The organism is Flavobacterium johnsoniae (assembly GCF_030388325.1).
Lineage (GTDB): Bacteria > Bacteroidota > Bacteroidia > Flavobacteriales > Flavobacteriaceae > Flavobacterium > Flavobacterium johnsoniae_C.
On sequence record NZ_CP103794.1, the window covers coordinates 3,759,941 to 3,774,832 of the forward strand.

At 31.8% G+C, this 14,892-nt stretch carries 10 protein-coding genes and 2 tRNA genes; 6 read left to right on the top strand and 6 right to left on the bottom strand.

Annotation, left to right across the window (positions count from 1 at the left end; genetic code table 11):
* Positions 1 to 181 precede the first annotated feature (181 nt).
* The 3 genes from NYQ10_RS16500 to NYQ10_RS16510 form a co-directional block, all read right to left on the bottom strand.
* The gene (locus NYQ10_RS16500; protein ID WP_289877324.1) at positions 182 to 886 is read right to left on the bottom strand and encodes a GLPGLI family protein; all 705 of its coding nucleotides are present in this window, start codon (positions 884 to 886) and stop codon (positions 182 to 184) included.
* A gap of 283 nt (positions 887 to 1,169) precedes the next feature.
* Positions 1,170 to 1,244: transfer RNA gene (locus NYQ10_RS16505), tRNA-Val, on the bottom strand.
* Between the two features lie 87 nt (positions 1,245 to 1,331).
* Positions 1,332 to 1,406: transfer RNA gene (locus NYQ10_RS16510), tRNA-Val, on the bottom strand.
* Between the two features lie 264 nt (positions 1,407 to 1,670).
* On the opposite strand from NYQ10_RS16510, the gene NYQ10_RS16515 reads away from it, so the two are divergent.
* Positions 1,671 to 3,461 carry an ABC transporter ATP-binding protein gene (locus NYQ10_RS16515; protein WP_289877325.1) on the top strand — a complete coding sequence of 597 codons (1,791 nt, stop codon included), beginning with the start codon at positions 1,671 to 1,673 and terminating at the stop codon, positions 3,459 to 3,461.
* A 169-nt stretch (positions 3,462 to 3,630) separates the two neighbouring features.
* Here the strand turns inward: NYQ10_RS16515 and NYQ10_RS16520 are convergent, their stop codons facing one another.
* Complete coding sequence (locus NYQ10_RS16520) at positions 3,631 to 4,800, bottom strand: proline dehydrogenase family protein (protein ID WP_289877326.1); 1,170 nt, start codon at positions 4,798 to 4,800, stop codon at positions 3,631 to 3,633.
* Positions 4,801 to 5,041: 241 nt separating this feature from the next.
* Between NYQ10_RS16520 and aroB the strand changes: the two genes are divergently transcribed.
* The 5 genes from aroB (at position 5,042) to recQ (ending at position 11,575) form a co-directional block, all read left to right on the top strand.
* Positions 5,042 to 6,109 carry a 3-dehydroquinate synthase gene (aroB, locus tag NYQ10_RS16525; protein ID WP_289877327.1) on the top strand — a complete coding sequence of 356 codons (1,068 nt, stop codon included), beginning with the start codon at positions 5,042 to 5,044 and terminating at the stop codon, positions 6,107 to 6,109.
* A 306-nt stretch (positions 6,110 to 6,415) separates the two neighbouring features.
* On the top strand, positions 6,416 to 7,819 hold the full coding sequence (locus NYQ10_RS16530; RefSeq protein ID WP_276173514.1) for an arginine decarboxylase: 1,404 nt from the start codon (positions 6,416 to 6,418) through the stop codon (positions 7,817 to 7,819).
* Positions 7,820 to 7,929: 110 nt separating this feature from the next.
* A complete protein-coding gene (locus NYQ10_RS16535) occupies positions 7,930 to 8,898 on the top strand; it encodes a deoxyhypusine synthase family protein (RefSeq protein ID WP_095931202.1) in 969 nt (322 codons plus the stop codon).
* An 8-nt stretch (positions 8,899 to 8,906) separates the two neighbouring features.
* Positions 8,907 to 9,323 (top strand): DNA primase, encoded by a 417-nt coding sequence (locus tag NYQ10_RS16540; protein WP_289877328.1) that lies wholly within the window; start codon positions 8,907 to 8,909, stop codon positions 9,321 to 9,323.
* 137 nt (positions 9,324 to 9,460) lie between these two features.
* Positions 9,461 to 11,575, top strand: coding sequence for a DNA helicase RecQ (gene recQ, locus NYQ10_RS16545; RefSeq protein WP_289877329.1), 2,115 nt, complete (start codon positions 9,461 to 9,463; stop codon positions 11,573 to 11,575).
* Between the two features lie 138 nt (positions 11,576 to 11,713).
* On the opposite strand, the gene NYQ10_RS16550 is transcribed toward recQ, so the two are convergent.
* Both NYQ10_RS16550 and NYQ10_RS16555 read right to left on the bottom strand, forming a co-directional pair.
* The gene (locus tag NYQ10_RS16550) at positions 11,714 to 12,229 is read right to left on the bottom strand and encodes a DinB family protein (RefSeq protein ID WP_289877330.1); all 516 of its coding nucleotides are present in this window, start codon (positions 12,227 to 12,229) and stop codon (positions 11,714 to 11,716) included.
* A 29-nt stretch (positions 12,230 to 12,258) separates the two neighbouring features.
* Complete coding sequence (locus NYQ10_RS16555) at positions 12,259 to 14,844, bottom strand: phosphoenolpyruvate carboxylase (RefSeq protein ID WP_289877331.1); 2,586 nt, start codon at positions 14,842 to 14,844, stop codon at positions 12,259 to 12,261.
* Between the last annotated feature and the right edge of the window lie 48 nt (positions 14,845 to 14,892).

Genomic DNA, 14,892 nt, shown 5'->3' on the forward strand with positions numbered 1-14,892 from the left:
ATATGTAGATTTCATTTATATAGAATTAAAATCAGACCGAAATTATTAGATTTGGTGCGTTTGATTTTTTTTTGTTTGTGAGAAGGAAACAGAAATTATAAAAAATAAAATTAAAGTAATTCTAAATATTTATTATGATATTTTTCTACAAGCTTGTAAATGTTTACAACTTAAAAATCAATTAAAAACCATTTGATTTGGTGTATGCATCAGCAAGTTCTTTTTCACTAAGCACCTTAATTTTTTCTAATGATTTAATATCAAAATCTTCATCACTTTTCAATTTTATGCTTTTTGCACCAAAGACTGCATTTCTAACTTGAAGTTCTAAAATCAATCCAGGTAGGTTCCCATAGCCAATTGGACCATAAGGATACGGTAATTTAGGGCAATACCAAGCAGTAACAGCATGATTAAAAGCTTTATCACCATATGTAACTCTGTAAATATTCGTGGCTTTATAACACAAATAATTGTCTATCATTTTTGTTTCATTAGACAAAATCCAATCCTTTTTTAATTCTTCTTTTCCATAAATATTCTCTCCTAATAATTCTTTTTGCACTAATAATTTATCTTTCAAATTATAAATCATACCAGAATAATGTGACATCGCCAAAGTAAACATTTTTACATGCTTATTAATATCACTTTCTAAATTCTCTTTAACTAAAAATTTAGAACCATTTTCAGTTATAATTAATTGAAAGGTTAATTTATCACATTCGCTCATTGCTTTTTGAAGCATCCCTTTTAAATCCGCATTGTTATCAAACAGACCCTCCTCTTTTTGAATTACTAAGTTATATTCAACGACAGTGTTTTTGCCTTGAGAATGACCCAAAAAAGAAATTAATGCTAATAAAATAATGTATAGTCTTTTCATTTATATCGAAATAAAGACACACCAAAATTATTAGATTTGGTGCGTTTGAAATTTATGATGTTAACCGATGTAAATATCAAAGAAAATAAAATTAATTATAAGAATTATCGTTAAATTTTAACCGAAAATTAACAAGTAAAAATTAAGTCCAAAGTATTGGGACGATGAGAGCCTCTTCCGATGTAGAATCTATTCTTGCTTTTCCAAATAAAATCTAGACAATAAAATGTATATAAGGCAAAAAACTCCAAAATCAAATGACTTTGGAGTTTTTGGAATTTTGTGGGCGATGAGGGGTTCGAACCCCCGACCCCCTCGGTGTAAACGAGGTGCTCTGAACCAGCTGAGCTAATCGCCCTATTTTACTAGGTTGCTATCTTTGAGATTGCCTGTGCAAATATACACTTAGTATTTGTATTTGCAAGCCTTTTTATAAAAAAAATTGTGGGCGATGAGGGGTTCGAACCCCCGACCCCCTCGGTGTAAACGAGGTGCTCTGAACCAGCTGAGCTAATCGCCCTATTTTACTAGGCTGCTATCTTTGTGATTGCGGGTGCAAAAATACGTTTAGATTTTGTATTTACAAGCCTTTTTAGAAAAAAAAATGAAATATTTTTTCGCATTTTTATTTAGAAAGCTATTTTTCAAACCTTTAAAAAATAAAGTTTTTCTACTCTTTCTTATAATTTCGTTAAAAAGCAAAATTAAAAGCTCTAATTCTTAATATTCCTTTGTAGTAAATCGACTTTAGTCATACCTTTGCATACCTTAATTGTATATTCAAATGGCAAGATTTCAAGAAAATGATTTACCGAAAGCTAAATTAAACTCTAATTCCCTTCAAAAAGCTCTCCGAATTTTTAAATATGCTAAAAACCATAAATGGAAATTTTTCCTTGGTTTGATTTTTCTGTTTTTAACAAGCGCCACTGCCCTTGCCTTTCCTAAATTAATGGGAATGCTGGTTGATTGTGTAACAAATAAAGACCTTTCTAAAGCAAACGAAATTGCATTAGGATTAATCGGAATTTTGGTTCTTCAAGCCGTTTTCTCTTTTTTCAGAATTTCATTATTTGTAAATTTTACAGAAAACTCTCTTTCGAACATTCGCTTTGCGTTATATGAAAATTTAATCAAATTACCCATGTCGTTTTATTCTCAAAAAAGAGTTGGAGAATTAAACAGCCGAATAAGTGCAGATATTTCGCAATTGCAAGATACTTTTAGCACAACAATCGCTGAATTTTTACGTCAGTTTATTTTAATCATTGGTGGATTTATCATTTTAGGAAGTATAAGTCCGAAACTTACTTTAATGATGCTTGCAATTGTGCCGATTGTTGCGGTTGCAGCCGTAATTTTCGGAAGATTTATTCGTAAATACGGAAAAAAAACACAAGACAAAGTTGCAGAAAGTCAAGTTATTGTTGAAGAAACTTTGCAAGGAATTAGCAATGTAAAAGCTTTTGCTAACGAATGGTACGAAATTCAGCGTTATAAAAATAAAATTAGAGAAATTGTAAAAATTGCGATTAAAGGCGGTCAATACAGAGGTTACTTCGCTTCTTTTATTATTCTTTGTCTTTTCGGATGCGTAGTAGCCGTAGTCTGGTACGGAATCACATTGACTATTAAAGGTGAAGTTGAAGGTGTTGGAGATTTGATTTCATTTGTTTTATATACAACGTTTATTGGTGCTTCTTTTGGTGGAATTGCCGAAATGTATGCTCAGATTCAGAAAGCAGTTGGAGCAACTGAACGTGTTTTTGAATTATTAGAAGAAACTCCCGAAGCAATTAATGCGAATCTAAAAACTTCTCCAATTGAGAAAATAAAAGGAAATGTAGCATTCAAAAACGTTGCTTTTAGTTATCCTTCAAGAAAAGAAGTTCAGGTTTTGAAAGATGTAAATTTCAATGCCGAATTCGGTCAAAAAATTGCCATTGTTGGGCCAAGTGGGGCTGGAAAATCAACTATTTCTTCTTTATTGCTAAGATTTTACGATATCACTTCTGGAGAAATCTTGGTTGATGGAAAAAACATTCACGATTATGATTTAGAAAATCTTCGCGGAAATATGAGTATTGTTCCTCAAGATGTTATTTTGTTTGGAGGAACTATCAGAGAAAATATAGCATACGGAAAACCTGAAGCGTCTGAAGAAGAAATTATAGTTGCAGCAAAACAAGCGAATGCTTTTAATTTTGTTGATGGATTTCCTGAAAAATTTGAAACTTTGGTTGGAGAACGCGGTGTTAAACTTTCGGGTGGACAGCGCCAACGTATTGCAATTGCAAGAGCTTTGCTTAAAAACCCAAGCATTTTAATTTTAGATGAAGCAACTTCTTCTTTGGACAGCGAAAGCGAAAAATTAGTTCAAGAAGCCCTAGAAGTTTTAATGGAAGGAAGAACAAGCATTATAATTGCTCATAGACTTTCTACAATTAGAAACGCTGATAAAATCCTGGTTTTAGATAATGGGAAAATTTCTGAACAAGGAACCCATCAGGAATTGATAAATCTAGAAAATGGGATTTATAAAAACTTAAGCAACTTACAGTTTAGTAACTCTTAAATAGATAGAAATTTTATTTTTCAATAAAAAAAGCTTCATTTAAAAAATCAAATGGAGTTTTCTTTTATTTAAAATATTATCAAAAGAAAACCCGACAGGTTTTTAAAACCTGTCGGGTTTGATATTTATAAAAACTGTAAACTGTAAACCGAGACCGAAAACTAAAAAATTATTTCCCTTTTCTACGTTTACGCTCTGCTTTAATCATTGATAATTCGCGGCTTGTTTGTCCTGCAACCGAAGTATTTTCTTCAGCACGACGAATTAAATATGGCATAACATCTTTAACCGGTCCGAATGGCAAATATTTTGCATCATTATAACCGTTTTCGGCCAAGTTGTAGCTAATATTATCGCTCATTCCGTACAATTGCCCAAACCAAATTCTTGGATCATTTTTAGCAATTCCTTTTTGAGCCATCATTTCCATTAATTTATAAGAACTCAATTCGTTGTGCGTTCCAGCAAAAATGGCCATCTTATCAAGATGCTCCAACATATATTGTACTGCATTATCATAATTTACGTCAGTAGCTTCTTTAGAAACACAGATTGGAGAAACATATCCTTTTTCTTCCGCTCTTTTGTTTTCTTTCTCCATATAAGCACCACGAACTAACTTCATTCCAATATAAAAACCTTCAGTTTTAGCAACTTCATGAAGTTTTTTCAAATAATCTAAACGATCCCAACGGTACATTTGCAAAGTATTAAATACAATAGCTTTTTCTTTATTGTACTTACGCATCATATCTGTCACCAAATCGTCAGCAGCATCTTGCATCCAGCTTTCTTCACCATCGATCAATAATGCAACATCTTTTTTATGTGCTTCACCACAAACTTTATCAAAACGAGCCACTACTCTATCCCATTCTACTTGTTCTGCAGGAGTTAAAGTTTGTTTTTCGCCTAATTTTTCATAAAGCTCAAAACGACCTAAACCAGTTGGTTTAAAAACGGCAAACGGAATAGCTAAACGTTCTTTAGCAAAATCGATAGTTCTTAAAGTCATCTCTAAAGCAGCGTCAAACTGCTCTTCTTCTTCTTTTCCTTCAACAGAATAATCCAAAACCGAAGAAACACCTTTTGTAAACATTTTGTCTACAACAGTAAGACAGTCGTTTTCGTTTACACCACCACAAAAATGGTCAAAAACAGTTGCACGAATTAATCCTTCTACTGGTAAATGAGCTTTAATTGCAAAATTAGTTACAGCAGTTCCAATTCTTACTAATGGCTCACTGTCAATCATTTTGAAAAGGAAATAAGCTCGGTCAAGTTCTGTATCACTTTTTAGAGAGAATGCAACTTGCGTATTGTCGAATATCTTTTCCATTAAATTTATTTTTTATGCAAATATAGAGAGTGTTTTGAATATTATTCACCAAACAGTATCAAATTTTTTAATATTCTTAGCAGGACAGCGAAAAAAGATAGTTTATAAAGTAAATCTTTAGTATAATGCATTTTACAGCATTAAAAACAGAAACTAGGATTTTAAACAAATTAGGATAGAAGTTTGAAGTTTATTTAGTTTAAAATACTTTATTTTTGTGCCTTTAATTAACTAAAGAATTATGCAGTCTATTCAAGCCAATAATTACCTCGTGCATTTTAACCAAAATGCTTATGAAGCTTTAAATAAACATTTAAAAGAAAACAAATATTCGAATCTATTTATAATAGTAGATGATCAGACGAATGAATATTGTTTGCCTAAATTGCTTCCTATAATTGAAACTGATTTAAACATTGAAATCATTGAATTTGAAGCCGGTGAAGCCAATAAAAATATAGAGACTTGTATTCAGATCTGGAATGTTTTGACAGAATTAGGCGCTGATAGAAAATCACTTGTGATTAATCTCGGCGGAGGTGTAGTTACTGATTTAGGAGGCTTTGTGGCTTCTACTTTTAAAAGAGGTGTAGATTTTATAAATATTCCAACCACTTTATTATCAATGGTTGATGCTTCTGTTGGAGGAAAAACAGGCGTTGATTTAGGAAATCTTAAAAATCAAATTGGTGTTATTAATGTGCCTCAAATGGTATTAATTGATACACAATATTTAGAAACTTTACCACAAAGCGAAATGCGTTCTGGTTTGGCAGAAATGCTAAAACATGGTTTAATTTACGATGCACCATATTGGAGACAGTTTTCTGATTTGAAATCAATTGTTTTTGACGAATTAGATCAATTGATTTATCGTTCTGTTGAAATTAAAAACGAAATCGTAATTCAAGATCCAACAGAAAAAAACATTCGTAAAGCCTTGAATTTTGGACATACTTTAGGTCATGCGATTGAAGGTTATTTTTTAGAAAGCACTGAAAAAACAACTTTACTTCATGGTGAAGCTATTGCAGCAGGAATGATTTTGGAAAGTTACATTTCTTTACAGAAAAATTTAATTTCTCCCGAAGAATACAGAGAAATCAAAACAATAATTAAAGGCATTTATGAAGATATTATTTTTGAAGAAAATGACATCGATCCGATCTTAGAATTGCTGATTCACGACAAAAAAAATGAATACGGTTTAATTCAATTTGCATTGATTGAGGGAATCGGAAAAATAAAAATTAACCAATCCGTTGAAAATAAATTAATTCTAGACGCGTTTCAAGATTATAAATCTTAAACTTTTTTTAATCGAAAGCGTTGCATTTGGTATATTTTATTTTTTACATTTGCCCCATGAAAACAAACAATCAGCGAAGACAATTCAGCTCGTATAGAAACCGCCTTAGCAGTTCTTTATTAAGAATGCTGAACCGTTTTTACAATAGTAAAAGTCCGTTCTGTTTTGATGTTTTCCAATGTTCAAAAGCCGAGCACGAAAAACTGCCGATTATATTTGCCAATATTAGAGTTTGAATTTAAGACTTAGTACAGAAAAAACACTAAATTTAAAATACAATTACAATCTCTAAAAGTTGACAAATAAATGAATACAAAATATTCGGATCTAATAAACCAAACATACTACTTTCCACAAGAGGAATTTAAACTAAACAAAGACAACCTTTTATTTCACAATATTGATTTGATGAAATTGGTTGAACAATATGGCACTCCATTAAAGTTTACTTATCTGCCTCAGATTTCTGAAAATATTAATAAAGCAAAAGCTTGGTTCAGAAAATCGATGGAAAAGAATAAATACGACGCAAAATACTATTATTGCTACTGTACAAAAAGCTCTCATTTTGAATATATTATGAATGAAGCTTTCAAGAATAACATTCACATTGAAACATCATCTGCATTTGATGTTAATATTGTAGAAAATTTACTTGAAAATGGTAAAATCAATAAAAGTACTTACGTTATTTGTAATGGTTTCAAAAGAGACGAATACATTACCAACATTGCAAGATTAATCAATAGCGGACATAAAAACACTATTCCGATTATTGATAATTACGAAGAACTAGATTTGCTTCAGGCAGAAATTAAAGGAAAATTCAAAATTGGAATCCGTATTGCTGCTGAGGAAGAACCTAAATTTGAGTTTTATACATCAAGATTGGGTATTGGATATAAAAACATTGTTTCTTTCTATAAAAAACAAATTCAGGAGAATGATAAATTAGAGCTAAAAATGCTTCACTTTTTCATTAATACCGGAATCAACGATACCTCATATTACTGGAACGAGCTTGTAAAATGTATTAAAGTATATATTGCTCTTAAAAAAGAATGCCCTACTCTAGATGGATTGAACATTGGAGGTGGTTTCCCAATTAAGAATTCGCTTGCTTTTGAATATGATTACCAATATATGATTGATGAAATTATCAATCAGATTAAAATAGCCTGTGATGAAGCTGAAGTCGATGTTCCAAATATTTTTACGGAATTTGGATCGTTTACTGTAGGTGAAAGCGGTGGTGCAATCTATCAGATTTTATATCAAAAACAACAAAATGATAGAGAAAAATGGAATATGATCGACTCATCTTTCATTACCACTTTACCAGATACGTGGGCAATAAACAAACGTTTTATTATGCTAGCGGTTAACCGTTGGAATGATACTTACGAGCGGGTTCTGTTGGGTGGTCTGACTTGTGATAGTGACGATTATTACAATTCTGAACAAAACATGAATGCCATTTATTTGCCAAAGTACAATAAAGAAAAACCATTATATATTGGTTTCTTTAATACTGGAGCTTATCAGGAGACAATTGGAGGATACGGAGGCTTGCACCACTGTTTAATCCCGCAACCAAAACATATCTTAATTGACAGAGACGAAAACGGAATTCTAGCCACTGAGGTTTTCTCAGAACAACAGACTTCTGACGACGTTTTAAAGATTTTAGGTTATAAAAAAAAGTTGTAAAAAAAACGGCAAATTAAGTAATGGATATGTTTAGAAAATTCTTAATTTGCATTAACATCCAAAAAGGTTAAACTTTTTAATTCAAAAAAAAAAAAACAAAAACAAAAGAAATGAAAGGACCAATCAGTCAGTTTATTGAAAAACATTATTTGCATTTTAACTCTGCTTCATTAGTAGATGCTGCAAAAGCTTATGAGCAGCAATTAGCAGATGGTGCAAAGATGCTTGTGAGTATGGCTGGCGCAATGAGTACAGCTGAAATTGGTAAAATTTTTGCCGAAGTAATTAGACAAGACAAAGTACATATTATCTCATGTACAGGTGCAAATCTAGAAGAAGATATCATGAATTTAGTGGCTCATTCTCATTATGAAAGAGTACCAAACTACCGTGATTTAACTCCAGAAGACGAATGGGCTTTACTTGAAAGAGGATTAAACCGTGTTACAGACACTTGTATTCCTGAACATGAAGCTTTCCGTCGTTTACAAAAACATATTTACAAAATTTGGAAAGATGCAGATGACAAAGGAGAACGTTATTTTCCTCATGAATTCATGTATAAAATGTTATTGTCTGGTGTTTTAGAAGAATACTACGAAATTGACTTAAAAGATAGCTGGATGTATGCAGCTGCAGAGAAAAATTTACCAATTATCGTTCCAGGTTGGGAAGATAGTACAATGGGAAATATCTTTGCTTCATACGTAATTAAAGGAGAACTGAAAGCATCTACGATGAAATCTGGAATTGAATACATGACTTTCCTTGCAGACTGGTATTCTAAAAACAGTTCAAACGGAATTGGATTCTTCCAAATTGGTGGTGGTATTGCTGGTGACTTCCCTATCTGTGTTGTACCAATGTTGTACCAAGATATGGAAATGCACGATGTTCCGTTTTGGAGCTATTTCTGCCAAATCTCAGATTCAACAACTAGTTACGGTTCATATTCTGGAGCAGTTCCAAATGAAAAAATCACTTGGGGTAAATTAGACATCAAAACCCCTAAATTTATTATTGAGTCGGACGCTACAATTGTTGCTCCGTTAATTTTTGCATATTTATTAGATTTATAAAATAATTTATGAAAAGAGTTATAGTAGACTACGCTAAACTTACCAATGAAATTTTAAATCTTTTGGTTGAAAAATTTCCTGATGGTTATGACGATTCGGATGTAATCCGTTTTAGAAACGCTAAAAACGAATTGGTTGAAGCTGTTGAAGTTCGTACTGAAGATACAATTTACTTAGTGAAAATTAGTACTAAACTTGCAGACAGAATTGAAAACTACGATGAAGATGACGATTTAGATGTTGATGTAGATGCAATTGCACCAGTTAAAGGTATCGATCTTGACGATGATATTAGCGATGACGATGATGACGATGATAATCAAGATAAACCAGATTCTGACGGTGGCGATGGAGATGATGATGATGATGACGACGATGACAAAGCTGACACTGATTATGATGAAGATGAAGAGGATGAAGATTAATCATTTTCTTTAAAATAAATAAAAGGAACTCAACTCGGGTTCCTTTTTTTTATAGTACAAATCCACACTAATATTAAATTTTTATATTTATAAGATTATTCTTATTTTTAAATTTCAAATATAAAAATTACAAGCCAATGACTTCAGAAATACTTCACGCGACTTTAAAAGAAAATTTTGGTTTTGAAAAATTCAGACCAAATCAGGAAACTATAATAAATACCATTCTTTCTGGGCAAGATACATTAGCTATTATGCCAACAGGAGGTGGAAAATCTATTTGTTTTCAACTTCCAGCTTTAATTCTTCCAGGAATTACTGTTGTAATTTCTCCTCTAATTGCTTTGATGAAAGATCAGGTCGACAGCTTAAAAACAAATGGAATTTCTGCTTGTTTCATTAATAGTTCGCAATCATCTCAGGAACAGCAATATTATATTGACAATTTAAAATCCAACACTTTTAAACTAGTCTATATTGCTCCAGAAAGTCTTTCTTATTTAGATATGGCTTTTAACGAATTGAATATTAGTTTAATAGCAATTGATGAAGCGCATTGTATTTCTTCTTGGGGACATGACTTTAGGCCAGCGTATACAAATCTAGGATATTTAAAAAACCGCTTCCCTTCTACTCCAGTTTTGGCTTTAACAGCAACTGCAGATAAAGCAACGCGTACCGATATTGTAAAACAATTAAATTTAAACAAGCCTAAAACTTTTATTGCTTCGTTTGATCGAAAAAATCTTAGTTTAGAAGTTCGTCCGGCTTTAGATCGTGTGAAACAGATTATTGATTTTATTGAAGACAAACCAAATGAATCTGGAATTATTTATTGCCTAAGTCGAAAAACTACTGAAGAACTTGCTGAAAAGTTAAAGAAAAATGGTATTTCTGCAAAAGCATATCACGCTGGTTTAGATAATGAAACTCGAGCCAAAACTCAAGATCATTTTATTAATGACGATTGTCAAGTAGTTTGCGCTACAATTGCCTTTGGAATGGGAATCGATAAATCGAATGTTCGTTGGGTTATTCATTATAATCTTCCCAAAAATATTGAAGGCTATTATCAGGAAATTGGGCGTGCCGGACGTGATGGTTTACCAGCCGAAACTCTTTTGTTTGAAAGTTATGCAGATGTAATACAACTTCAAAAGTTTGCGTCCGAAGGTTTAAATTCTGATATTCAATTGGCAAAATTAGATCGCATGAAACAATATGCGGATGCCGTAAGCTGCCGTAGAAAAATCCTGCTTTCTTATTTCGGAGAATTGGTTACTGAGAATTGCGGAAACTGCGATATTTGCAAAAATCCTCCAACTTTTTTCGATGGAACGATTCTCGCGCAAAAAGCATTGTCAGCAATTACTCGTTTAAAAGAATCTGAACCTTTAGCTGTAATTGTTGATTTTTTGCGAGGCTCGAGAAACGCGTATATCTACGAAAAAAATTATCAAACGCTAAAAACGTACGGAATTGGCGATGACATTTCTTGGTACGACTGGAACCAATATCTTATTCAGTTAATAAATTTAGGTTATTGCGAAATTGCCTTTCACCAACACAACAAAATTTTGCTTACTCCTTTTGCAAAGAAAGTTTTATTTGAGGGAGAAAAAGTAAAACTGACAACTGTTGTTAAAAAAGTAATTGACAAAAACGAAATTAAAGAAGCTAAAACGAAAACGCCCAAGAATTCTCTTTTTGAAACACTTCGAAAATTACGTTATGAAATTGCTCAAGAAGAAGAAGTTCCTGCTTATGTTATTTTTAGTGACGCTTCATTAAGGCAAATGGAAGTTTTGAGACCAATGACAGACGAAGAATTCCTCGCTATAGAAGGTGTTGGAAAAGCTAAACTAGAAAAATATGGAACTGAATTTATTAATGCAATAATTGAATTTCAAAGAAATAAATCGGTAGTTAAAAAAGAAAAAAAAGAGAATACTTATAAAAAAACACTTGAGTTATTTCAGAATGGACTTTCTGTCAAAGAAATTGCTGAACAACGAAATTTAGGTGAAACAACAATTATTTCTCATTTAGCAAAATTATATGTTGATGGTAATAATATAGATCTTAGTCAATTTGTTTCAGATGATGAAATTTTAAATATTGAGAAAGCTCAAATTGAATTAGAAAATCCGAATGCATTAAGACCTTACTTTGAATATTTTGAAGAAAAAATGTCTTATGATAAAATTCGATTTGGTTTAGCTTTTTTAGAAAGAAAGAATCAAACGACATAAAAAAAAAGAGCTTCGACTTCGCTCAGCCTGACATGCGATATTTAACAATATTATTGTCAGACTGAGAGAAGTCGAAGCTTCGTTTCTAAAAGCAAAAACCTGTACTTTTAAAGTACAGGTTTTTGTTATAAGTAAACTTTACAAATACCTTTCTTCAAAAACTTTTTGGTGATGTTTTTGATGTCCAATTAGCACAAAACCTAAAGCTCGAACTGAAATTTGATTATTTGATGCAGTTCCAATTCTTTTAAGTTGTTCATCAGATAAGCTTTTGTAAAACAATAAATTTGAATGTCTTACAGCAGAAAATTCAGTTAGCAATTCTTGAATACTTCTCGAATTGGCGTCAGAATTATCGGCATAATCTTGTTCTTCAAAACTTGGTAACGGCGTTTTATCATTTCTAGAAAAACGCAAAGCTCTGTAAGCAAAAATTCGTTCAGTATCTATTACATGCTGGATAATTTCTTTAATTGTCCATTTTCCTTCCGCATAACGATAGTCAAATTTATCCATCGGAATGTTTTGAACAAAACGGATAAATTCGTGAAGAGATATTTCTAATTCTTCAATTAACTTACCCTCTCCAGCTTGTTTAAGATATGTACCGAAATGACCTGAATATTCATTTTCTAAAATATCGCTGACATTCATTTTTTCTAAAATTAAAATTTAAAATCTGCTTATGCTGAGTTTCTACTTGCATTAGTATTTCCGAAAAGAGATCTCGTTACAATTTTTTCATAAACTTTAATCAAGTCTTCATTTAGAACTTTCTCTTTATTTAACTCATTAATTCTCAATAGAGCATATTGCTGAATTGTCAATAAAGGCAACACAATACGTTCTCTAATTTGAATCGATGCAATACCGTCAGGGTAATTTTCCATCAATGTTTTATGCCCTGCAATTTTCAAAAGAAGTCTTTTTGTTTCTAAAAACTCAGTGTGAATAATATTCCAGAATTCTCCAAACTCTGGATCTTTGCTCATATAAGCTGTTAAAGGCAAGAATGATTTTGCCAATGACATCATACTGTTTTCGAGTAATGTTTTGAAAAACAACGAATTATGATACAAATCACTTACTTTATCCCATTGCCCAGATTCTTCAAAATGTTTTAAGGCAGAACCAACACCAAAGAATCCAGGAACGTTTTGCTTCAATTGACTCCAAGAACCTACAAACGGAATCGCTCTTAAATCTGCAAAATCAAGAGATTCAGATTTGCTTCTTTTAGATGGACGGCTTCCAATGTTTGTTTTTGAGTAATACTTCAGCGTACTCATTTTTTCCAAATATGGAATAAACTTCGGATGATTTTTAAAACTTAAATATTTTTGGTATCCTAAATCTGCTAACTGATTCAAAATCTGGGTTTCATCAGCAGACAATTCATTTTTATCTTTTCCAAAAACCTGATTTGTAACACCAGCAGTAACTAAATTTTCAATATTATAACGGCAAGAATCTAGAGTTCCGAAATTAGAACTAATTGTTTGTCCTTGAACTGTAATCTGAATTTCATTATTTTCGATTTTTGGTCCTAGAGAAGCGTAGAATTTATGTGTTTTTCCTCCTCCACGTGCAGGCGGTCCTCCACGTCCATCAAAGAAAATAGCTTTAATTCCGTATTTTCTTGAAATCTCTGTTAATGAAATTTTTGCTTGATAAATACTCCAGTTTGCCATTAAATAACCACCATCTTTAGTTCCGTCAGAGAAACCAAGCATTATAGTTTGCTCGTTTCCTCTTGATTTCAAATGACTTGCATATTCTGGATTAGTATACAATTGCTCCATTATTGAATGTGCATTTTGTAAATCATCAACAGATTCAAAAAGAGGAATAATATCAACAGTTGGATTTTCCCAATTATTCAAACGAATCATGGCAAAAGTTTCCATTACATTCAAAGCGCTTTCGTTATTACTAATAATATAACGGTTTGCTCCTTCTTCACCATTATTTTTTTGAATGGTTTTAATAGCTTGAACAGACTCTAAAGTCGATCTTGTTATTTCATCTTCAAAATCAGCTGGATTTAAATCTCCTTTTACTTTAGATAAAACATCAATTTTCTGATCTTCTGTTAGTTCATAATAATTTTCAGGAAAAATAGATGAACCTGAATTTAGATAATAATCTACAACATCCTTAAATACTTTATTATGAATTTTACTGTTTTGGCGAATATCTAAAGTCGCAAAATGGAATCCAAATAAGTTGATTTTTACCAAAAGAGCTTCTAATTCATCTAAGTATAAAGACTGATGTTTTTCGATTATTATCTCTCTAACCTTATTCAATTGCGTTAACAATTCATCCAATGTAATAAAAATATCACCTTTAGAATAGAATACAGAACGATAAAGTTTATGTTCAAGATCTGACACTAAAGTATCTACACCTGAGAAAGTTAGCTTACGTTTTAAGTTTCTCATTTCAACATAATAGCATTTCAGAATTGAAGTTCTTAAACGATCTGCAACTTTAAGAGTTATTTCTGTAGTAACAAACGGATTTCCGTCACGATCTCCTCCCGGCCAGAAACCAAGTTTTATCAATTGATTCTTGATAGGTGTTCCGTCATTAATATTTTTTTGAAGATAATGTACAATTTCTCCAGCTGTAGCATAAAATACATTTTCCAAATACCAGATTAAGCTCACTGCTTCATCATATGGATTTGGTTTTTCATGCTGAATAAAAGGCGTTTTTCCTAACTGCGCCAATAACTGTTTGATTTTAAGCAAGTCATTTTGGCGGATAGCTTCAGTCAAATCATTAATAATTCCTAAAACTGGCCCAGGATAAAACTGAGTTGGGTGCGCTGTTAAAACTGTACGAACATTGAAGTTTTCTAAAAACTCAACCAATTCGTCGTCTTTTTCTTTTGCATCTGATTTTTCTTTTATATCACGCAGAGATCCACGTCCTTCCATATTATTAACTTCTGGAAAAGCTGCATCTTCGATTGCATCAAAAAGTACAATTTGGCGCTCAATGTATTGAATAAATCGAAACATTAAATCAACCTTTTCAGTTTCTGAAGCGTTATTTAGAAATTTATTAGAGAAGAAATCAAAAATTTCTTTTGGAGTTTCTTGTTTTTTAAAGCCCGTTTCGCAAGTTTCTGTAAATAAAGGAAGTAAAACTCCCGTATTATCTATAGAATCAAAAGGTAATGTTATAAAAACACTATTATAAATGTGGTATTTTGAGAGAACGTCTTGATTAAAACGTTCAATTTTTGGCAACGTATACATAATCGTGTTATAGTTGGTTGGTTAATTAGTCATAAAAAAACCCCAAGA